Source organism: Rhodococcus sp. GXMU-t2271, from assembly GCF_041414735.1.
Classification (GTDB): Bacteria; Actinomycetota; Actinomycetes; order Mycobacteriales; family Mycobacteriaceae; genus Rhodococcus; species Rhodococcus indonesiensis.
The window spans coordinates 90,353-110,552 of the sequence record NZ_JAUIZP010000057.1 but is presented as its reverse complement, the minus strand read 5'-3'; the positions used below and the strand labels follow the sequence as shown (position 1 = coordinate 110,552).

Annotated in this window: 19 protein-coding genes; 13 read left to right on the top strand and 6 right to left on the bottom strand. The window is 70.3% G+C overall.

Annotated elements, in window-relative coordinates:
- The first annotated feature begins 16 nt into the window (after nucleotides 1-16).
- From QYS60_RS20610 to QYS60_RS20565, 10 genes are all read left to right on the top strand, one after another.
- Nucleotides 17-898, top strand: coding sequence for a DUF6779 domain-containing protein (locus QYS60_RS20610; RefSeq protein ID WP_371384129.1), 882 nt, complete (start codon nucleotides 17-19; stop codon nucleotides 896-898).
- A gap of 128 nt (nucleotides 899-1,026) precedes the next feature.
- On the top strand, nucleotides 1,027-1,962 hold the full coding sequence (locus tag QYS60_RS20605) for a Rossmann-like and DUF2520 domain-containing protein (RefSeq protein ID WP_054371497.1): 936 nt from the start codon (nucleotides 1,027-1,029) through the stop codon (nucleotides 1,960-1,962).
- On the top strand, nucleotides 1,955-2,896 hold the full coding sequence (panC, locus tag QYS60_RS20600) for a pantoate--beta-alanine ligase (protein WP_371384128.1): 942 nt from the start codon (nucleotides 1,955-1,957) through the stop codon (nucleotides 2,894-2,896). Before QYS60_RS20605 ends, panC begins: the two co-directional genes overlap by 8 nt.
- A gap of 31 nt (nucleotides 2,897-2,927) precedes the next feature.
- On the top strand, nucleotides 2,928-3,365 hold the full coding sequence (panD, locus tag QYS60_RS20595) for an aspartate 1-decarboxylase (protein ID WP_003935999.1): 438 nt from the start codon (nucleotides 2,928-2,930) through the stop codon (nucleotides 3,363-3,365).
- A gap of 2 nt (nucleotides 3,366-3,367) precedes the next feature.
- Nucleotides 3,368-4,210 carry a type III pantothenate kinase gene (locus QYS60_RS20590; protein ID WP_003935998.1) on the top strand — a complete coding sequence of 281 codons (843 nt, stop codon included), beginning with the start codon at nucleotides 3,368-3,370 and terminating at the stop codon, nucleotides 4,208-4,210.
- An 87-nt stretch (nucleotides 4,211-4,297) separates the two neighbouring features.
- On the top strand, nucleotides 4,298-4,741 hold the full coding sequence (locus tag QYS60_RS20585; protein ID WP_371384127.1) for a rhodanese-like domain-containing protein: 444 nt from the start codon (nucleotides 4,298-4,300) through the stop codon (nucleotides 4,739-4,741).
- A gap of 76 nt (nucleotides 4,742-4,817) precedes the next feature.
- Entirely contained in the window at nucleotides 4,818-6,326 is a 1,509-nt protein-coding gene (gene lysS, locus QYS60_RS20580; RefSeq protein ID WP_289377096.1) for a lysine--tRNA ligase, read from the top strand.
- Between the two features lie 102 nt (nucleotides 6,327-6,428).
- A complete protein-coding gene (locus QYS60_RS20575) occupies nucleotides 6,429-6,785 on the top strand; it encodes an Lsr2 family protein (protein WP_289377097.1) in 357 nt (118 codons plus the stop codon).
- 220 nt (nucleotides 6,786-7,005) lie between these two features.
- Nucleotides 7,006-8,436, top strand: coding sequence for a phospholipase D-like domain-containing protein (locus QYS60_RS20570; protein WP_289377098.1), 1,431 nt, complete (start codon nucleotides 7,006-7,008; stop codon nucleotides 8,434-8,436).
- A gap of 256 nt (nucleotides 8,437-8,692) precedes the next feature.
- The gene (locus QYS60_RS20565) at nucleotides 8,693-11,218 is read left to right on the top strand and encodes an ATP-dependent Clp protease ATP-binding subunit (protein ID WP_371384126.1); all 2,526 of its coding nucleotides are present in this window, start codon (nucleotides 8,693-8,695) and stop codon (nucleotides 11,216-11,218) included.
- Nucleotides 11,219-11,288: 70 nt separating this feature from the next.
- Here QYS60_RS20565 and QYS60_RS20560 read toward each other — a convergent pair whose 3' ends face one another.
- Entirely contained in the window at nucleotides 11,289-11,882 is a 594-nt protein-coding gene (locus tag QYS60_RS20560) for a TIGR03086 family metal-binding protein (RefSeq protein WP_003935992.1), read from the bottom strand.
- A 94-nt stretch (nucleotides 11,883-11,976) separates the two neighbouring features.
- On the opposite strand from QYS60_RS20560, the gene QYS60_RS20555 reads away from it, so the two are divergent.
- On the top strand, nucleotides 11,977-12,924 hold the full coding sequence (locus tag QYS60_RS20555) for a helix-turn-helix transcriptional regulator (RefSeq protein ID WP_371384125.1): 948 nt from the start codon (nucleotides 11,977-11,979) through the stop codon (nucleotides 12,922-12,924).
- Between the two features lie 9 nt (nucleotides 12,925-12,933).
- Here the strand turns inward: QYS60_RS20555 and QYS60_RS20550 are convergent, their stop codons facing one another.
- Nucleotides 12,934-13,812, bottom strand: a complete 879-nt coding sequence (locus tag QYS60_RS20550) for a PIG-L deacetylase family protein (protein ID WP_371384124.1) — start codon at nucleotides 13,810-13,812, stop codon at nucleotides 12,934-12,936.
- Between the two features lie 106 nt (nucleotides 13,813-13,918).
- Between QYS60_RS20550 and QYS60_RS20545 the strand changes: the two genes are divergently transcribed.
- Nucleotides 13,919-15,118 (top strand): acyl-CoA dehydrogenase family protein, encoded by a 1,200-nt coding sequence (locus QYS60_RS20545; protein WP_371384123.1) that lies wholly within the window; start codon nucleotides 13,919-13,921, stop codon nucleotides 15,116-15,118.
- A gap of 19 nt (nucleotides 15,119-15,137) precedes the next feature.
- On the opposite strand, the gene QYS60_RS20540 is transcribed toward QYS60_RS20545, so the two are convergent.
- A complete protein-coding gene (locus QYS60_RS20540) occupies nucleotides 15,138-17,984 on the bottom strand; it encodes a BTAD domain-containing putative transcriptional regulator (protein WP_371384122.1) in 2,847 nt (948 codons plus the stop codon).
- A 47-nt stretch (nucleotides 17,985-18,031) separates the two neighbouring features.
- Nucleotides 18,032-18,649: a YrhK family protein gene (locus tag QYS60_RS20535; protein ID WP_289377106.1), complete on the bottom strand. Its 618-nt coding sequence runs from the start codon at nucleotides 18,647-18,649 to the stop codon at nucleotides 18,032-18,034.
- A 178-nt stretch (nucleotides 18,650-18,827) separates the two neighbouring features.
- Between QYS60_RS20535 and QYS60_RS20530 the strand changes: the two genes are divergently transcribed.
- Complete coding sequence (locus QYS60_RS20530; protein ID WP_289377107.1) at nucleotides 18,828-19,268, top strand: OsmC family protein; 441 nt, start codon at nucleotides 18,828-18,830, stop codon at nucleotides 19,266-19,268.
- Between the two features lie 63 nt (nucleotides 19,269-19,331).
- Here the strand turns inward: QYS60_RS20530 and QYS60_RS20525 are convergent, their stop codons facing one another.
- Nucleotides 19,332-19,835: a DUF1990 family protein gene (locus tag QYS60_RS20525; RefSeq protein WP_289377108.1), complete on the bottom strand. Its 504-nt coding sequence runs from the start codon at nucleotides 19,833-19,835 to the stop codon at nucleotides 19,332-19,334.
- A gap of 10 nt (nucleotides 19,836-19,845) precedes the next feature.
- Nucleotides 19,846-20,172 (bottom strand): antibiotic biosynthesis monooxygenase, encoded by a 327-nt coding sequence (locus QYS60_RS20520; protein WP_289377109.1) that lies wholly within the window; start codon nucleotides 20,170-20,172, stop codon nucleotides 19,846-19,848.
- Nucleotides 20,173-20,200: the final 28 nt, after the last annotated feature.

Sequence of the window (20,200 nt, the reverse complement as noted above, 5' to 3'; positions counted from 1 at the left end):
CGCGAGTTCTGTGATCGTGGCGGGATTGCTCGCCCTGGCGCTGATCGCGTCGCTGTTCCTGGTCTTCAGCGACAGCGTCCAGCTGTTGCGTGTCGGGCTGGTGGTCGCGCTGTGGGCTGCCACCGTCGGCGCGATCGCCATGACGAAGTATCGACGCGAGTCGGCACTGGACCGTGCCAAGGTCCGGGATCTGCAGACCGTGTACGAACTGCAGCTCGAACGGGAGATCGCGGCACGCCGTGAGTACGAGCTGACGGTCGAGGAGAAGGTCCGTTCGGAGCTGCGCATCGACGCCGACCAGATGGCCGCCCTGCGAGCCGAACTCGGTGCGCTGCGACGCAACCTCGAGGTGCTCTTCGACGGCCGGCTGCCCGAGGACCGTGCGGCGTTGTGGGCGGGCCGGGGGCAACTGCAGGAGCTCGGTGGCGGGAACTTCCGGGTCACCGCCGCGCCTCGTCCGGCGGGTCCGTTCTTCGCGTCGCCGGACGACGAGCCGGTGACCGCCGAGACCACGGTGGTCACCGACGGCGACACAACGACCGCTGTGCCCCGCCGCCCGGCGGGGGCGACGGCCGCTTCCGGTGCGTCGCCGGCCCCGCAACGGCAGGATCGGACCGCGGTCGAGGTCGAGGCCGCGGTCGAGGACCGGACCGGAGCCGAGGCACCGCCGGAGCAACCCGAGGACGCGGGGTCCCGGGCGGAGCAGCCCGAGAACGGGTCGGAGCAGCCCCGGGACGCCGGGGCGCAGCCGGAGGACGAGACCTCGGACGCGGACGACGACGCCGAACCCACCGGCCGGCGTGCCCGGCGGCGGCGGTCGGACGACGCGGGCGAGGGCGCGCACAGCCAGGGGCGCACGGTCGCGGAGATCCTCGCCGCCCTGTCCGCCGAACGCTGAGCACCCGCCACGGCGGGTGAGGCGCAGATCACGTTCTCAGCCGTGGCCGTGGTCGCTCGCACCGCGCTATCGTCGATCGGAACGTCTGGTACCCGCCGAGCGGGACTGGAACGAACGAGAGGACTCCCGTGACTTCCTTCGGGATCACCAACGAGCCTGCGCCTGCACGACTGACGGTCGGAATCGTTTCCGCCGGGCGGGTGGGCACGGCGATCGGCGCGGCACTCGAACGCGTCGGCCACCTGGTCGTGGCCTGTTCCGCCGTGTCCGAACAGTCCAAGCACCGCGCCCGCACCCGGCTCCCGGACACCGAAATTCTCCCTGTCGACGAGGTAGCCGCGCGCTGCGACCTGCTGCTCCTCGCCGTCCCGGACTCGGAACTCCACGCTCTCGTCCGCGGCCTCGCGGCCACCGGTTCCGTATCGCGCGGCACGATCGTCGCCCACACGTCCGGTGCGAACGGCGTCGGTGTTCTCGCTCCGCTGGCCGACCAGGGGGTCGTGCCGCTCGCCATCCATCCGGCGATGACGTTCACCGGCCACGACGAGGACACCGTCCGGCTCGCGTCGGCGTGCTTCGGCATCACGGCCGCCGACGACATCGGCTACGCGATCGCCCAGTCCCTCGTGCTCGAGATCGGCGGCGAACCGGTGCGTGTCCGGGAGGAGCGGCGTGCGCTGTACCACGCCGCGCTCGCCCACGGCAGCAACCACCTCGTCACCCTCGTGGTCGATGCGGTGGAGGCGCTGCGGGTGGCGCTCGAGGGTGACGAACTGCTCGGCCAGCAACTCGTCGACGACGCGCCCGGTGGTGTCGCGGAGCGGGTGCTGCAACCGCTGCTGTCGGCGGCGCTCGACAACGCGCTGCGCCGCGGACCGTCCGCGCTGACCGGTCCGGTCGCTCGAGGCGACGCGCAGGCCGTGGCCACGCACCTGCGGGAGCTCGACGAGGTCGATTCTCGGATCGCCGCCGGCTACCGGGCGATGTCGCTGCGTTCGGCGCAGCGGGCCGGTGCGAAACCGGAACTGATGGAGATCCTCGAAGGGGCTGATCACGGTGAGTGAAACGCAACAGGGCGGCTACGTGCGCGGCGAGTTGACCGTGCACCACGATCCCGCCGGCCTGACCAAGGTCACCAAGGCGCTGCGCGGGGTCGGCCGCACCGTGGCACTCGTGCCGACGATGGGTGCTTTGCACGCCGGTCACCTCGAACTCGTCCGGCAGGCGAAGCTCACCGGTGCCGTGGTGGTGGTGTCGATCTTCGTCAATCCGCTGCAGTTCGGTGCCGGTGAGGATCTCGACGCGTACCCCCGCACCCTGGACGCGGACCTCGCGCTGCTGCGCGAGGCCGGTGTCGAGCTGGCGTTCGTGCCGACGGCGGCCGCGATGTACCCCGAGGGCAGGCGGACCATGATCCATCCGGGTCCCCTGGGTGCGGAGCTCGAGGGCGGCAGCCGCCCGACGCATTTCGGGGGCATGCTCACCGTCGTCGCGAAGCTGCTGCAGATCGCGGCGCCCAACGTCGTGTTCTTCGGTGAGAAGGACTACCAGCAGCTCGCGCTGGTCCGGCAGATGGTGCAGGACTTGAACTTCGACGTCCGCGTCGTGGGCGTGCCGACGGTGCGCGAGCAGGACGGGCTCGCGCTGTCGTCGCGCAACCGCTACCTGGATCCGGAGCAGCGCCGGATCGCCACCGTGCTGTCTGCGGCGTTGGTCGCCGGGGCGCATGCCGCCGCCGGCGGGCCGGAGGCCGTGCTCACCACCGCACGCGAGGTGCTCGCCGCCGAGCCCGAGGTGGAGCTGGACTATCTCGAACTGCGGGGTGCGGATCTCGGTCCCGCCCCGGAACGTGGCGACGGCCGGCTGCTGATCGCCGCTCGGATCGGCACCACCCGGCTCATCGACAACGTCGGTGTCGCAATCGGCACCGGATTCCTCGAACGCGAGACCGGCCCGGTCGACGCGTCCACCCCCGACGACCTGCTCACCCGCCGATAGCGCGACCGGCACGAAAAGCTGAGGAGACACCATGTTCCGCACGATGATGAAGTCGAAGATCCACCGCGCCACGGTGACCCACGCCGATCTGCACTACGTGGGTTCGGTGACGGTCGACCAGGACCTGATGGATGCCGCCGACCTGCTCGAGGGTGAGCAGGTCGCGATCGTCGACATCGACAACGGCAACCGTCTCGAAACCTATGTCATCGCGGGCGAGCGAGGCTCCGGCGTCATCGGGATCAACGGTGCCGCAGCACGTCTCGTGAGCCCCGGTGACCTCGTCATCCTCATCGCCTACGGCGTGATGAACGAGCAGGAGTGCCGCGACTACAACCCGCGCGTGGTGTTCGTCGACGCGGACAACCGCCAGGTCGAGCTCGGCAACGATCCGGCGCACGCGCCGGAGGGTTCCGGTCTGATCACCCCGCGCATGCTCGCCACGCTCGACTCCGGTTCGTTGGTGTAGCAGTGCTCCTCGCCGTCGACGTCCGGAACACGAACGTCGTACTCGGTCTGTTCACCGGCAGCGGCTCGCATGCGAAGTTGTTGCGGGACTGGCGGATGCGTACCGATCCGCGGATGACCGCCGACGAGCTCGCGCTCATCTTCCGTGGTCTGCTCGGCGGATACGTCGATCAGATCACCGGTGTGACCGCGCTGTCCACGGTTCCGTCGGTGCTGCGTGAGATCCGGGTGATGCTGGCCCGCTACTGGGAACACGTGCCGCACGTGGTCGTCGAGCCGGGCGTGCGCACCGGGGTGCCGCTGCTCGTCGACAACCCCAAGGAGGTCGGCGCCGACCGCATCGTCAACAGCCTTGCGGCACATCACTTCTACGACGGTCCGTGCATCGTGGTGGACTTCGGGACGTCCACGTGCGTGGACGTGGTCTCCGCGAAGGGGGAGTTCCTCGGCGGCATCATCGCCCCCGGCATCGAGGTGTCGATGGACGCGCTCGCCTCCCAGTCCGCGGCGCTGCGCAAGGTGGAGTTGCTGCGCCCGCGGGCCGTGGTCGGCAAGAACACCGTCGAATGCATGCAGTCCGGAGCGGTTTTCGGATTCGCCGGGATGGTCGACGGACTGGTGCGGCTGGTGCGTTCCGAGCAGCGCGGATTCGACGGTGACGACGTCGCGGTCATCGGGACCGGCGACCGGGCGCCGCTGATCATGCCGGAATCCGAAACGCTCGAGCATCACGAGCCGGACCTGACGCTGGAGGGACTGCGCCTGGTGTACGAGCGCAATCTCGCACGGCGCGGCGCCCGATCCGCCGCAGTGGGTTCCGCCCGCCGCGATCCTGTGCAAGAATAGTCGCCGTGATCCGCTGCATGAGCGCCCAGGAGTGTTGTCGAGGCTGACGTCCGCCTCGATCGTTCACACCTTCCTGGAGTCTCTCTCATGCGCACTGCGCTTGCTGCATCCTTCGTCGCCGCACCCGCCCACCCCCTCCCGCTCACCACCGAGCGCATCTATCCGGCCGGACTGGCCGCGACCGTCGCGCGCGGCGCTGTGGTCGTCGACATCCGCACCCACGCCGAACGCGCCGCCCAGGGCACCTTGCCCGGCGCCCTGGCCATCTCTGCGGACCTGCTGCCCCGGCGTCTGCATCCAGCCGACGACGAGCGCCTGGCGGTGGCTGTCGACCGTGACGTCGAGTGGGTCGTGGTCTCGGCCTCCGGCGCGGAGACCGACACGGTCGTCGCTGGGCTGCAGGCCCTCGGTCTGCGCCGCGTCACCGGTCTCGCCGGCGGGTACGCGGCCCTGGCGGCGGCCGGGGTGACCGGTGCGATCGCCGCTGCCCCGCACGTCGAGGACGACGTGGCGCGCGTCACCGCACACTGATCCGCCGGGGCATCGGTGTCCCCGGGCGCGTCGGTGCTGCGCGGGCGTCCGACGCGGTCCGATAGTCTGGTCACCCGTGAGTGATGCACCGGTTCAGCAGTCCGACGACACCCCCGAGCAGATCCGTATCCGCCGCGAGAAGCGCGAACGGATCCTGGCGCAGGGCAAGGACGCGTACCCCGTCGTCGTGCCGCGCACTCACACCCTCGCGGAGATCCGCGAGAAGTACCCCGACCTCGAGCCCGACACCGTCACCGGTGAGCAGGTCGGCGTCGCCGGCCGGGTCATCTTCTTCCGCAACACCGGCAAGCTCTGCTTCGCCACGCTGCAGGAGGGCGACGGCACCCAGTTGCAGGCGATGATCAGCCTGAACGGTGTCGGCGAGGAGTCCCTGGCGGCGTGGAAGCACGAGGTGGACCTCGGCGACTTCGTGTTCGTGCACGGCGAGGTGATCAGTTCTCGCCGCGGCGAGCTCAGCGTCATGGCGGACTCGTGGCAGATGGCCGCGAAGGCCCTGCGCCCGCTGCCGGTCGCGCACAAGGAGATGAACGAGGAGACCCGCGTCCGGCAGCGTTACGCCGACCTGATCGTGCGTCCCGAGGCTCGCGCCAACGCCCGCATGCGTGTCGCCGTGGTGCGCGAACTGCGCAATGCTCTCGAGCGGCGTGGCTTCCTCGAGGTCGAGACCCCGATGCTGCAGACCCTGCACGGTGGTGCGACGGCGCGTCCGTTCGTCACCCATTCGAACGCGCTCGACATGGATCTGTATCTGCGTATCGCGCCGGAACTGTTCCTCAAGCGCTGCGTGGTGGGTGGCATCGAGAAGGTCTTCGAGATCAACCGCAACTTTCGCAACGAGGGTGCGGACTCCACGCACTCGCCCGAATTCGCCATGCTCGAGACGTACGAGGCGTACGGCACGTACGACGATTCGGCGACGATGATTCGCGAGCTCATCCAGGAGGTGGCGATGGCGGTGTTCGGCACCCACGTCGTCACCCTCGCCGACGGCACCGAGTACGACTTCGGCGGCGAATGGAAAGTGATGGAGATGTACCCGTCGCTGTCCGCGGCCATCGGCACCGAGGTCACGCCCGACACGTCCCTCGAGGAGTTGCACGCGCTCGCCGATCGGGTGGGTCTCGAGGTCCCGGAGGGTAAGGGCTGGGGCCACGGAAAACTCGTCGAGGAGTTGTGGGAGCACCAGTGCGGCGACCAGTTGCACGAGCCGACCTTCGTGCGGGACTACCCCGTCGAGACCTCGCCGCTCACCCGGCAGCACCGCAGCAAGAACGGTGTGACCGAGAAATGGGACCTGTACGTGCGCGGTTTCGAACTGGCCACCGGTTACTCGGAACTCATCGACCCCGTGATCCAGCGGGAGCGGTTCGTCGACCAGGCGCGGCTGGCCTCCGCCGGTGACGACGAGGCGATGGTCCTCGACGAGGATTTCCTCGCAGCGATGGAACAGGGAATGCCTCCGACGACCGGGACCGGTATGGGAATCGATCGATTGCTGATGGCGCTGACCGGCCTCGGAATCCGGGAAACAATCCTGTTCCCAATTGTGCGTCCGGCACGGTAATTGATCCCATTCGATTTCCGTATTGCCATGAATTGATTCCCGGGTATTGTTGTCTCGTACCGCGGGGGGCCGCGCTTCTTCATTCGAGAGGATTTGCAGCACATGGCAAAGAAGGTCACCGTTACCCTGATCGACGATGTGGACGGGGAGACGGCGGCGGACGAATCCGTGGAATTCGGGCTCGACGGAGTCACCTACGAGATCGATCTGTCCGAGGAAAATGCGGCCAAGCTCCGGGAAGAATTGGAGTTCTGGGTCACCCATGCCCGCAAGGTGGGTGGCCGTAAGCGCGCGAAGGTCGTGCCCAGTGCGCCGCCGTCGCGCAAGTCCGCGCGTGGTGGTTCGGATCGGGAACGAACCGCGGAAATCCGGGAATGGGCCCGCAACAACGACATGCCCGTCTCGGCGCGGGGCCGCATCTCCGCCGAAATCATCGAGGCATACAACAAGGCGCACTGAGCAGTAGGCGCCGACTTCCGGACGACCGGGCGATATCCGCGACAACTGTCGCGGATATCGCCCGGTCGTCGTGGTGTGTGGATTACGTTCCCCTATTCGTCCGAAAGCGGAGCGGTCGTTCGGAACGGTGTGGGGCCGGGAAGCGGAGACAAACGTCACAACGGCCCGCGCTTTCGCCCGTCGCGGCGCGCGGGCGCAATTCCCGGGTAGCGTGTCGGCCATGGCAGAGCGGATTGCCGTCCCGGGTGAGACGTGCTGGCGGATCGATCGGGCCGATCGTCTCGCCTGCATCGTCGACGCCGCCGACTATTTCCGGTACGCCAAGTCGGCGATGCTGCAGGCGCGCCGGCGGATCCTCCTGATCGGGTGGGACTTCGACACGCGGATCAAGTTCGAACCCGATCACAAGACCCTCGAGGGCCCGAACCGGCTGGGTGCGTTCCTCAAGTGGCTGCCGCGCCGGCATCCGGACCTCGAGGTGATGCTGCTGAAGTGGAACATCGGCGCATTCGCCGCCATCGGGCGCGGGATGACACCCGTCTTCGTGCTGAACTGGCTGAGCGACCCCCGGCTCCGGCTCGAGATCGACGGCGCCCACCCGGTGGGCGCGGCGCATCACCAGAAGATCATCGTGATCGACGACGTCGTCGCGTTCTGCGGTGGCATCGACATGACCGTCGATCGGTGGGACACCAGCGAGCATCCCGACCACAGCCGCTACCGGCGGGAGCCGAGCGGCCGCCGGTACGGACCGTGGCACGACGTCACCACGGCGGTGGACGGCGCGGCCGCCCACGCGATCGGTGAGCAGGCCCGTGCCCGGTGGAAAGCAGCGACGGGCGAGGACCTCGAACCGGTCGAGGTGGACCACACCATCTGGCCCGACGGGTTGCGCCCGGCGCTGCGCGACGTCGACGTCGCCGTCGCCCGCACCCTGCCCGAACTCCGCGACCGGGCGGAGGTCCGGGAGATCGAAGCCCTCTACCTGGCGGTGATCGCCGGCGCCCGTCGCACGCTCTACATGGAGAGCCAGTACCTGGCGTCCCGGACCCTCGCCGAAGCCCTCGCGAAGCGGCTGCACGAACCGGACGGCCCGCAGATCGTGCTGGTCCTGCCGCGCAACGCCGAGGGGTGGCTCGAGCAGAAAGCGATGGACGGTGCCCGTCGCAAGCTGCTGCACATGCTGTGGAACGCCGACGTCCACGGGCGGTTCGCCGCCTATTACCCGGTCACCGCGGGCGGAGCACCGATCTACGTGCACGCGAAGGTCGTCGTCATGGACGACGTGCTGCTGCGCATCGGCTCGTCGAACCTGAACAACCGGTCCCTGGGCTTCGACACCGAGTGCGATCTCTTCGTCGAGGCGGACCACGAGGGCGACCACATCAGCCGTGCGGTCGTCGAGATGCGCGAGCGCCTGCTGTCCGAACACCTCGGAGTGTCCCCGGAGGACGTCGCGTCCGCGGTCCGGTCCGAAGGCTCGCTCGTCGCCGCGGTGGAACGGCTGCGCGGACCGGGCCGGACGCTCGAGCGGTTCGAGCCGGGCACCGTCGCCGACGAGGACAGTCCCCTCGCGGAGAACGAACTCGTCGACCCCGAACGCGCCCCGCAGCGCGTCGGGCAGCGCATTCGCCGGTTGATGCCCCGCTGAGCAGCGTGTTCGCTGCTGGCGTACACGGAGGTGGGAACGCGGGGTCGACGTGCAGCGTTACCCCTCGTAACCGGAGTTGCCGCCGGTGCCGATCGGGTGGAGGGGCAGCGCCTCGAAACGGCGGCAACTAGAGTGTCGAGTGGGGTCGTGGAACCTGGTTCCACTCGACGACTCGAGTGCCGGAGCGAAACGCGGCAGCCGGGTCCGGAACGATCCGCGTACCGGACCTGTCGGCCGGAGAGTGTGAGGGAGTGCGATGTTCGAAAGGTTCACCGATCGCGCGCGGCGCGTCGTCGTCCTGGCTCAGGAAGAGGCCAGGATGCTCAACCACAACTACATCGGCACGGAGCACATTCTCCTGGGCCTCATTCACGAAGGCGAGGGCGTAGCGGCCAAGTCGCTCGAATCGTTGGGGATCTCCCTCGAAGGCGTCCGCAGCCAGGTCGAGGAGATCATCGGCCAGGGACAGCAGGCCCCGTCGGGTCACATCCCGTTCACGCCCCGTGCCAAGAAGGTGCTCGAGCTCAGCCTGCGTGAGGCGCTGCAGCTCGGCCACAACTACATCGGTACCGAGCACATCCTGCTCGGCCTGATCCGCGAGGGGGAGGGCGTCGCGGCGCAGGTGCTCGTCAAGCTCGGCGCGGACCTGAACCGGGTGCGTCAGCAGGTCATCCAGCTGCTCTCCGGATACCAGGGCAAGGAGCCCCAGGAATCCGGCACCAGCCGTGGCGAGGCCGGCACCCCGTCGACGTCGCTGGTGCTCGATCAGTTCGGCCGCAACCTCACGCAGGCCGCGCTCGAAGGCAAGCTCGACCCCGTCATCGGACGCGCGAAGGAAATCGAGCGCGTGATGCAGGTCCTGAGCCGTCGCACCAAGAACAACCCGGTGCTCATCGGTGAGCCGGGCGTCGGCAAGACCGCCGTGGTCGAGGGCCTGGCTCAGGCCATCGTCAACGGTGAGGTCCCCGAGACCCTCAAGGACAAGCAGCTCTACACCCTCGACCTCGGTTCGCTGGTCGCGGGCAGCCGTTACCGCGGTGACTTCGAGGAACGCCTGAAGAAGGTCCTCAAGGAGATCAACAGCCGCGGCGACATCATCCTGTTCATCGACGAGCTGCACACGCTGGTCGGTGCGGGTGCCGCCGAGGGCGCCATCGACGCGGCGTCGATCCTGAAGCCGAAGCTGGCGCGCGGCGAGCTGCAGACCATCGGTGCCACCACCCTCGACGAGTACCGCAAGTACATCGAGAAGGACGCCGCTCTCGAGCGCCGGTTCCAGCCGGTGCAGGTCGGCGAGCCCACGGTCGAGCACACCATCGAGATCCTCAAGGGTCTGCGCGACCGGTACGAGGCGCACCACCGCGTGTCCATCACCGACAAGGCACTGGTCGCCGCGGCGAGCCTCGCGGACCGCTACATCAACGACCGCTTCCTGCCGGACAAGGCGATCGACCTCATCGACGAGGCCGGTGCGCGCATGCGCATCCGCCGGATGACCGCGCCGCCGGACCTGCGCGAGTTCGACGACAAGATCGCCGACGCGCGCCGGGAGAAGGAGTCCGCGATCGACGCGCAGGACTTCGAGAAGGCCGCGAACCTGCGCGACAAGGAGAAGCAGCTCGTCGCGCAGCGTGCCGAGCGCGAGAAGCAGTGGCGCGCCGGTGATCTCGACGTCATCGCCGAGGTCGACGAGGAGCAGATCGCCGAGGTCCTCGCCAACTGGACCGGTATCCCGGTGTTCAAGCTCACCGAGGAGGAGACCACCCGTCTGCTCCGGATGGAGGACGAGCTGCACAAGCGGATCATCGGCCAGGAGGACGCCGTCAAGGCCGTCGCCAAGGCGATCCGGCGTACCCGCGCCGGCCTGAAGGACCCGAAGCGGCCCGCCGGTTCGTTCATCTTCGCCGGCCCGTCCGGCGTCGGTAAGACCGAGCTGTCGAAGGCGCTCGCGAACTTCCTGTTCGGCGAGGACGACGCGCTCATCCAGATCGACATGGGCGAGTTCCACGACCGGTTCACCGCGTCGCGGCTGTTCGGTGCCCCTCCGGGCTACGTCGGCTACGAAGAGGGCGGCCAGCTCACCGAGAAGGTGCGCCGCAAGCCGTTCTCCGTGGTTCTGTTCGACGAGATCGAGAAGGCCCACCAGGAGATCTACAACACCCTCCTGCAGGTCCTCGAGGACGGCCGCCTCACCGACGGCCAGGGACGCACGGTCGACTTCAAGAACACCGTGCTGATCTTCACCTCGAACCTCGGTACCGCCGACATCTCGAAGGCGGTGGGCCTGGGCTTCACCAAGGGCACCGGCGCCGAGTCGAACTACGAGCGGATGAAGCTCAAGGTCCACGACGAGCTCAAGAAGCACTTCCGGCCCGAGTTCCTCAACCGCATCGACGACATCATCGTCTTCCACCAGCTCACCCAGGAGCAGATCATCGAGATGGTGGACCTGATGATCGGTCGTGTCGAGGTGCAGCTGAAGAACAAGGACATGGGCATCGAGCTCACCGAGAAGGCGAAGTCGCTGCTCGCCAAGCGCGGCTTCGACCCGGTCCTCGGCGCCCGGCCGCTGCGTCGCACGATCCAGCGCGAGATCGAGGACCAGCTCTCGGAGAAGATCCTCTTCAACGAGATCGGCCCCGGCCAGATCGTCCTGGTCGACGTCGAAGGCTGGGACGGCGAGGGTGCCGGCGAGAACGCGAAGTTCACCTTCACCCCGAGCGAGAAGCCGGCGGCGGTGCCCGACACCCCGGCGGTGGCACTGGCCAAGGACGCCGAGTAGTCCCGCTGTGGCGAACGCCGACGGGCGGCACCCATTGCGGGTGCCGCCCGTCGGCGTCGGTGTGTCCGGCTCAGCGCCGCCAGGCCGCGGTGTTCCGCCCGGACCAGTTCGCGAGCCGTTCGAGGGGGCTCGCATCCGGCGCGGATTCGACGACCGTGCCGAAGGGAACCCGTCCGCCGCGCCCGGCCGCGGGAATCGTCCGGCGCGCGACGGCGAATGCGGCCTCCACGAGCGCCGTGTCGGGTTCGGCCGGCAGACCGGTGGCGGCGGAAAGGTCCCACCCGTGCACGAGAGCCTCGTTGAGGTTGCTCAGCACCGCGGCGCGTCCGGGCACCGTTCCCCACGGCGCGACGACGGGCCGGTCGAGCAGGTCGTCGTCGCTCCACACCTTCCGGTAGTGGGCCTGCGCCCGCTCGAGTTCGGCTCGCCATGCGTCGTCGGGGACGCCGGTGAGGAATTCCGGGATGCTGAGCGGGTCGCCGCCGTCGCCGATCACCCGCCCCCTGTCCACGGTTGCGACGAGGTGGCCGAGCAGGGCCCGCACGTCGAAATCCGGGCAGGGGGTCGGGTCGGTCATCTGCTCGGGGCGCACTCGCGCGAACAGCAGATCCACCCACGCCAGGGCGTCACGGTAGAGGGGACGAGGATCTATGGCGGTGCTCATGTCCGGCCTTCCTGTGGTGTGTCGATGTCGGCGGACACGATGCTTCCGTCGAAACACGACATCTCCTGTCAGGTATCTCTGCGAGAGTGCGGTCATGCGTGCGGATCGGCTGCTGTCCCTCGTCCTACTGCTGCGGCACCGCGGCCGGATGACCGCGCCGGCGATCGCCCGGGAACTCGAGGTGTCGGTGCGCACCGTGCTGCGCGACGTCGAGGCGTTGTCCACGGCAGGCATCCCCGTCTACGCCGAACGGGGACGCGCCGGTGGGTACGCGTTGCTGCCCGGCTTCACCACCGACCTGACCGGTCTGACCGTCGACGAGGCGACCGCCCTGCTCGCGGCGAGCGCCTCGGCGACGCCCGACTCGCTCGGCATGGCGCCCGCGTTCGCGTCGGCGATGCGGAAGGTGACCGTGGCGCTACCCGAGGCGCAGCGCACCGCCGCGGCCCGGGTCGGGGAGCGGATCGTGGTCAGTTCGGCGGGGTGGGTGGTCGATCCCCAGCGGGACGAGCACCTCGGCATCGTCCAGCAGGCAGTGTTCACCGATCGTCGCCTGCGTATCCGCTACCGCTCCCGTGGCGCCGAGGCGCGGTGGCGGACCGTCGACCCGCTCGGGTTGGTCAGCGCGGCGGGCCGCTGGTATCTGGTGGCGCTGCATCGCGGCGCCGAACGCACCTACCGCCTCTCCCGCGTGGAGCAGGTGCAACTGCTCGACACCGCGGCGCACCGCCCGCCCGACGTCGACCTCGCCCGGATCTGGCAGCGGCGCCGCGCCGAGTTCCGGGCCGGCCTGGGCACGGTCACCGCCGCCGTGCAGATCCGGGACCGGCGCCGGGAAGACCTCGCGGCGATCGCGATCCGCGTCGTCGCGCAGCGGCCCACAGACGACGGGTGGTGGGCGGTCGAGGCCGAGTTCGGTGGGGCCGCCCACGCCGGTGCCGCGATGTGGCAGCTCGGCGACGACGCCGAACTGCTCGGACCGCCCGAGCTCCGCGAGCAGGTCCGGTCGGCGGCCGAGCGCCTCGCCGAGCGGCACCGGTAGACCGGCCTGTCACCATGCCGCCGCCGTTCCTGTCGCCGCCGTTCCTGTCGCCGCCGTTCCAGTCGCCGCCGTTCCTGTCGCCGCCGGTCCTGTCGCCGCCGTTCCAGTCGCCGCCGTTCCTGTCGCCGCCGTTCCTGTCGCCGCCGTTCCTGTCACCGCCTCGTCGCGGTCGGGGACGCGGAGTGCGTCGACGAACGCCTCCTCCGCGATCTGGGCCGCGTAGATCGCCGGGTCGATCCGCGCGACGAGGTCGCCGGTCTGGGTGGCCATGGCCCGCAACGCGGTGAGTTTGCGGTCCAGCTCGGGTCCCCGCAGCCGGACGTGGACCGCGAGCAGCTCCTCGGGGACACCGGTGGGGCGCTCGTCGCTCATGTACATGCCCCATTCCTCGTAGAGGTCCCGGAAGCGGGCGAGATGCTCCACGGTCGGGGTGGCGTACAGCAACCGGGACCGGCAGCCGCGGTCACGCCAGGCGCGGGTGACCCAGCGGTGTACGGCGTTGTGGTCCGGGTGGTAGGTCATTCCGTCGGCACCGAAGGTCAGGATCGTGTCGGGGCGCAGATCGTCGAGGAGCCGACCGGCCCAGGCGAGACCGGCGTCGTCGTGATCGGCGAGGGCGCCGTCCGGCAGGCCGAGGACGTGGTGCTCCTCGACACCGAGCACGGCCAGGGCGGCGGCCGCTTCCCAGCGGCGGACCCGGGCCAGCCGTTCCGGCGGCCACGAGCGGGGGTCTGCGGTTCCGTGCTCGCCGGCGCTGGCCGAGGCGCACACGACGCGCCGGCCGGCGTCGCGGGCGGCAGCCATGATCCCCGCGGCGAGATAGGTCTCGTCGTCGGGGTGGGCCCAGATCGACAGGATGGTCCCGAGCCGGGAGGTCGTCGCGTTCATGTCTGCCACGGTGCGGGAGGGGACTCCCACGGCGCCCCCATGTGCTCTCGTGGCGGTGTGATCCGGTGGGAGCGCGACGGGAGCGGACCGGCGCATCGTCGTGGCCATGGACACCACACTCACCATGAACTCGACCCGAGACGCGACGGCGGCCGAGCTGCCGACCGAGATGCTGGAGCGGTTCCGCTCCCGTGCCGGCGAACTCGACCGGTCCAACTCCTACTTCGACGAGGACCTCGCGGAACTGCGAGCGGCCGGCTACCTCGGCGCCGCCGTACCCGTCCGCTACGGGGGATGGGGTCTCGATCTGGCCCGGCTGGCCGCAAGTCAGCGGCGCCTCGCGCGCTACGCCCCGGCGACCGCGCTGGCGATGACGATGCACTCGTACTGGATCGGGATGGCGACCGAACTGGAACGCACGGGCGACACGTCGCTCCGCTGGATCTCGGAGGCCGCGGTGGCCGGCGACGTGTTCGCTGCCGGACATGCCGAGACGGGCAACGACATCCCGGTACTCCTGTCGACGTGCCGGGCGCAGCGCGTGGCGGGCGGCTATCGCCTGACCGGCCGCAAACAGTTCGGCTCCAACGGTCCGGCGTGGCGGTGGCTCGGCGCGCATGCCGTCGATGCAGACGCGGCCGGCGGGCCGCACATCGTGCACGCGTTCGTCGAACGAGGCAGCGCGGGGGTGAACGTCGTGCCGACGTGGGACACCCTCGGTATGCGGCCGACGCAGAGCCACGACACGGTTCTCGACGACGTCTTCGTTCCCGACGACCGCATCGGGCGGGTGGTCGCCGCGGGCGACGGCAGCGATCCGTTTCTCGTGGCGATGACGATGTGGCCGCTTTCGCTCATGGCGGCGGTGTATCTGGGAATCGCCGACCGCGCCCTCGAACTCGCCGTCCGCAGCGCCCGCCGCAAGACCTCGGTGGCGATCGAGCGGGGCGCGTACGCCTACAACCCGTTCGTGCAGCACCAGGTTGCACAGATGTACCTCGAGCTGGACGCCGCCTCGGCGACGCTCGACCGGTTCGTCGCGGACTGGGTGGCCGGCGCGGATCACGGCGACGAATGGGTTCCCAAGGTGTATGCGATGAAGTGGCGGGCGGTGGAAGCGGCCAAACGAGTCGTCGACATCGCTCTCGACGTGACCGGCGGCGCCGGCATGTTCACCGGGAACGAGCTCGAACGTCTCTACCGCGACGTGCGGTGCGGGGGATTCCACCCCGGGAACGACGCGCTCACCCACGAACTCGTCGGCAAGTCGTTGCTCGGCATCCTCGGCGAACAGCCCCGATGGTGAGGTTCCGACCCCCCGGCGGTCACAGGGCGCGGAGCGCATGCTCGGCGGCGGCCTCGCCGTCGAGCATCGCGCCGCGTCGCCGCGCCGCCTCGTACTCGTCGTCGCCGAGCTCGGTGCGCAGCCGCACGCCGAGATCGTCCAGGGCCACCTCGTCGGCCCCGAAGATGCGGTGACCGGCCGCTGTCGCGCGCACGGCCCCCTCGAGCACCGCGGCGTCGTGGTAGCGGCCCAGGCGTTCGAGAAGTCCGGCGATCGAGCGCAGCATCGTCCACTGCGTCGACCACACCCCGGCCCGCCGCCAGTGCGGGATCAGCCGCCGGTACTCGGCGGCGGCCGCCACAGGGTCACCGATCCGGGCGTCGATGGACGCCTTCGACGCACCGGCGAGGCCGGTCACGAAGGAGGCGTTCGTCTGCTCCGCGATCTCCAGGGCCCGTGCGAAGCGGGCTCGGGCCCGTTCGACGTCGACCGCCAGGTCCGCCTCCCCGGCGCAGTACCAGACGTACGCCGCGTGCGGCGTACGTGCATCGCCGATCTCGACGAGGAGTGTCGCGGCCAGCCCGACGGCGGCCGGTGCGCCCGCATAGCCCAGCGGCAGCAGCTCGCTGGCACGTGCCATGAGGCGCTGCGCCGGGTCGTGCACGGCTGCCGCGGCGGCTCGCCGGTACCAGGCGGCAGCTGCGTCCAAATGGCCTTCGAACAACTCGTAGCTCCCGCGGACGGTCAGCGCTTCCGCAGCCGGCTCGGTCTTCACCCGCTCGACCGCGCGCAGCGCACCGGCGCTGAGCCGGCCGGTCTCGGGTACGTTGCCGGACATCCACGCCGCGTAGGCGGCCACCACCTGCACGCGCGCAGCGAACGGGCTCCGCCCCTCCGGGTCGGCGGCGATCACCATCCGGGCCCAGTTCAGTACATCCGGTCGCAACCGGAAGATCCCGTAGTCCAGCAGGGCATTGACGAGGCGGCCCGCAAGGGCGATCTCGTCGTGGTCGAGCAACCAGCCGAGCGCACTGCGCAACTCCGGTACGGCGGCGTCGATCTGCGACAGGACCGGCTCACCCGGCTGCAGCAGTCGGGAATCCGCGCGGTCGACCCAGTCGACCAGGTGCCGGGCGTGCCGCTCCGCGATCGTGTCGGCCCGGCCCGTGCGGACGAGCTGTTCGGTGCCGAACGCCCGCAGCGTCTCGAGGAGCATGTACCGGCGACCGGGTATCCGCATCACCAGCGAACGCTCCACGAGGTGCGTCAACGCCGCGACGGTCGTCCCGGGATCCGTGCCGCAGACCGCCGCGGCGTCGGCCGCGTCGAACGAGCCGGCGAACACCGACAGGTCCGCGAAGGTCCGCCGCAGATCCTCCGGGAGCAGCCCGAACGACCACGACACGGCCGCGGCCAGCGACCCGTGCCGCGGTGTCGTGCGGTACCCCGACGCCAGCAGCTCGAAGCGGTGGTCCAGGCCCGCCGCGACCTCCGCGACCTCGTGGGTGTGCAGGCACGCCGCCGCCAGCTCGATTGCCAACGGCAACCCGTCCAGGCGACGCACGATCTCGGCGATGCAGGCGCGTTCCCGCCCGTCCGGCTCGAATCCGGGGACGACGGCCCGCGCCCGCTCCTCGAACAGCCGCACGGCCGGGGCGTCCTCCCCGTCGTACGCCAGCGTCGGCACCCTGCGGACGTACTCGCCCACAACGCGCAGCCGCTCCCGGCTCGTCGCCACGACCCGCACGTTCGCACATGTGCCGAGCAGGCGTTCGACGAAGGCGGCGATCGGCTCGAGCACGTGCTCGCAGTTGTCGAGCAGCAACACGATCTCGGTCTCGCCCAGCACGTCGGCCACCCGCTCGGCGAGTGCGGTGCCGGGACGGGCGTCGATCCGCAGGGCGGCGGCGACCACATCGACCGCCGAGCCCGGTTCGGCAGTGGCCAGCTCGCACAGCACCACCGGACGGTCGGGTCGGACGGCGCGGAGCCGGTGCCCGGCCTCGAGGAGCAACCGGGTCTTGCCGACTCCACCCGGACCGACCAGGGTCACCAGTCGCCCCGACTCCGTCAGCCCGGTCACCTCCGCCGCGAGAGCGTCCCGGCCTACGAGTGACGTCGCCGGAACCGGCAGCCGGCCCACCGGAGCCCACACCCGATCGGGGGCGCCGGCCAGCAGTTCCGCGTGCTGGGCCGCCAGTGCCGGCGACGGCTCGATGCCCAGCTCGTCGCCGATCAGCCGCCGGAAATCGTCGTACACGCGGAGCGCTTCCGCCCGGCGTCCGGTTGCCGCGAGCGCCGTCATCAGCAGCGCACGCGGTCGTTCCCTCGACGGCTGCGCGTCGGACAGTGCGGTCAGTTCGGCGACGAGACCGTCGGTGTCGCCCCGCGCGAGCCGGGTCTCGGCCCGCACCTCCCGGACCCGGAAACGCAGTTCCTCCAGCCGCGTCGCCTCCATGCGGGCCTCGTCCACGTCGTCGAGTTCCGGGTAGGCAGGACCCTGCCAGCGCGTGAGCACGGCGTCGATCTCGGCGGTATCGGTTCCTCCCGCCGTCGAGACCGCGACGAGGCGGTCGGCGTCGACATCCACGCGGGCCGGATCGAGCCGGTAGCCCTCGCCGACGGACTCGATCAGGCCGTGGGGCAGGCCACGACGCAGCCGGAACATGTGGTTCTGCAGGGCGGCGGCCGGATCCGCCGGCAGCCTGGACGGCCACAGGGCCTCGACGGCGGAGGGCGCCGGCACCACCCGGCCCCGCCGAAGCACCAGCAGGGCCAGCAGGCGCCGTTGCAGCAGCCCGTCGGGAGTGATGTCCTGGCGATCCCCGTCCAGCACCCGGATCGGGCCGAGCACCTCGACCCGCACCCGGTCGCCACCCGTGGCCACGCCTCCATTGGACCACCCGGGCCGGTCTCCTGCCGAGACTCGGGACGTCAGGTTCGATGCGGGTCCGGCGGGTCGGCCGGCCGCATCGACAACGCCGCGACGAGGAAACACAGCGCGCCGACGAAGGTGCCGAGGTCGGCGAGCCGCGGTGCGAACGTTGCGCCCGCCGGGTCGACGTGGGCGCCGACGGCCGAGGCGCCGAAGGCGAGCGAACCGAGCATGTTCAGCCAGGTGCTGCGCCAGTTGCGGGCGTGCGGGTCCCACAGCGCATCGGTGTCGGTGGTGGCCACCACCGCCAGGGCGCTGCTGACGAGGAAGCACACCGAGCCGACAGCGTCGGGGCGCCACACCAGGTTTCGCTCCTCGGTCGCCGTCAGACCGGCGACGAGCGCGAATCCCGTGCTCACGTTGAATGCGAGCGTGCCGGCCCACTGCACCGCGGCCGACCACCAGTCGTACCGGTCCACGCGGGTCGCCACCGGCGGTCGGTGCGTCAGCAGCAGTTGCACGGTCGCCGCCGCGGTGAAGAACCACGAGCCCACGAAGTAGAGCAGATTGGAGGTAGCGGCGGGGACGACGAGCACGCCGCCGGCACCGGCCCCGAACAGGGCGGAACCGATGACGAACAGTCGCGATTCGCGGCGCAGCGTCGGCCGGGTGAACACACCCGCGAACCTAGCGGGCGCGGCTCGCCGCCGTGCAGAATGCGGCTCGCCGCCGTGTGCCGAGGCGGCTCGCCGCCGTGTGCCGGGGCGGCTCGCCGCCGTGCGGAAGCAGCGCCGCGCCGCGCGACGTGGCGTAGGTTCGGCTGAGAGAACACGCCACGACGAAAGGGACCGATCGATGCCCACACGTACCGCTCGCACAGCCTGGAACGGTGGCCTGCAGGACGGCGCAGGACAGGTCGAGCTCACCAGCTCCGGCCGCGCCACTTTCGACGTCTCGTTCCCCAAGCGGGCCGCGGACGACGCCGAAGGCACCACCAGCCCGGAGGAACTCATCGCCGCGGCACATTCGTCGTGCTACGCGATGCAACTCTCGGCGCTGATCGCCGAGGCCGGCGGCACGCCGCAGAGCCTCGACGTCACGGCCGACGTCTCGCTCGGCCCGGACCCGAACGGCGGATTCCGGCTCACCGGCATCAAGCTGACGGTCCGCGGCGAGGTCGACGGTCTCGACGCCGACGGGTTCGCGAAGGCGGCGCAGGGAGCCAAGGAGGGCTGCCCGGTCAGCAAGGCCCTGACCGGAGTGGACATCACGCTCGACGCAGCGCTCGAATCCTGAGCGAACCGGCGAGTGCGCACGTCCCGCGGCGACGACCGCCGGGAGGTGCGCACTCGCGCCGTGTCAGCCGCCGGCGAGCGCGTCGAGGTAACGGCCCATCATCCACCGCTGAGCGAGCGGCAGCACCGGTGCACCGAGGCGGGTGAACCAGCGACCGGGCCGGGAGACGGCAGTGATGTGCCCGAACACCGCGCCGTCGGGTCGGCGCTCGACCACGAACGCCTCCTCCCCGCTGATGGGGTGTCCCTCCAGCGTGCCGTAGGCGAAGCCACGACGATCCGGTTCGTCGACGACGTAGACGACCCGGCACCATGACCCCCAGCGCGCCGGACCGATGGGGGGATCCAGCCGTACCTCCAGCCCCGCCCGCGGCGCGGGGGTATGCGAATCGACGCGAAAACCCGCATGCCGCTGCATATTCCAGTTCTCGAGCGCCCGGACGGCGGTGCGGAACGCGACGTCGCCCGAGCCGAGGCGGGAGGTCAGGTGCGCGTGCCGGAACCCCGCCGGTGTCCCGCCACGGGTCGCGCCGACGTGCGGGTAGTTGAACGGGCGCTGCGCGTTCACGTCGGCACGCTCAGCCGCGAGCGGTGTCCTCGCCGGTGGCTTTGACGTCGAGCACGACCTCGAATTCGAGCAGCGAGGCGCCCGATGCGACCGGTCGCTTCGCCTCACCCGCGTGCGCCTGCCGGGCCGGGCCGTCCCGCCAGGCCGCGAACGCCTCCTCCGACTCCCACTGGGTCACCACGAAGTAGCGCGATTCGCCCTGCACCGGACGCAGGAGCTGGAATCCGAGGAAGCCGGGGGAGTTCTCCACGGTGTGCGCCCGATGCGCGAAGCGTGTCTCCAGTTCCGGGCCGGCGCCCTCGGGGACCTCGATTGCGTTGATCTTCACCACTGCCATGGCGGCGAGCGTACTCCGCTACCTTGGC

Coding starts and splice junctions, on each gene's coding strand:
- panD (WP_003935999.1), top strand. CDS start 2,928: ATGTTCCGCACGATGATGAAGTCGAAGATCCACCGCGCCACGGTGACC.
- QYS60_RS20585 (WP_371384127.1), top strand. CDS start 4,298: ATGCGCACTGCGCTTGCTGCATCCTTCGTCGCCGCACCCGCCCACCCC.
- QYS60_RS20575 (WP_289377097.1), top strand. CDS start 6,429: ATGGCAAAGAAGGTCACCGTTACCCTGATCGACGATGTGGACGGGGAG.
- QYS60_RS20570 (WP_289377098.1), top strand. CDS start 7,006: ATGGCAGAGCGGATTGCCGTCCCGGGTGAGACGTGCTGGCGGATCGAT.
- QYS60_RS20565 (WP_371384126.1), top strand. CDS start 8,693: ATGTTCGAAAGGTTCACCGATCGCGCGCGGCGCGTCGTCGTCCTGGCT.
- QYS60_RS20560 (WP_003935992.1), bottom strand. CDS start 11,882: ATGAGCACCGCCATAGATCCTCGTCCCCTCTACCGTGACGCCCTGGCG.
- QYS60_RS20555 (WP_371384125.1), top strand. CDS start 11,977: ATGCGTGCGGATCGGCTGCTGTCCCTCGTCCTACTGCTGCGGCACCGC.
- QYS60_RS20550 (WP_371384124.1), bottom strand. CDS start 13,812: ATGAACGCGACGACCTCCCGGCTCGGGACCATCCTGTCGATCTGGGCC.
- QYS60_RS20545 (WP_371384123.1), top strand. CDS start 13,919: ATGGACACCACACTCACCATGAACTCGACCCGAGACGCGACGGCGGCC.
- QYS60_RS20530 (WP_289377107.1), top strand. CDS start 18,828: ATGCCCACACGTACCGCTCGCACAGCCTGGAACGGTGGCCTGCAGGAC.
- QYS60_RS20520 (WP_289377109.1), bottom strand. CDS start 20,172: ATGGCAGTGGTGAAGATCAACGCAATCGAGGTCCCCGAGGGCGCCGGC.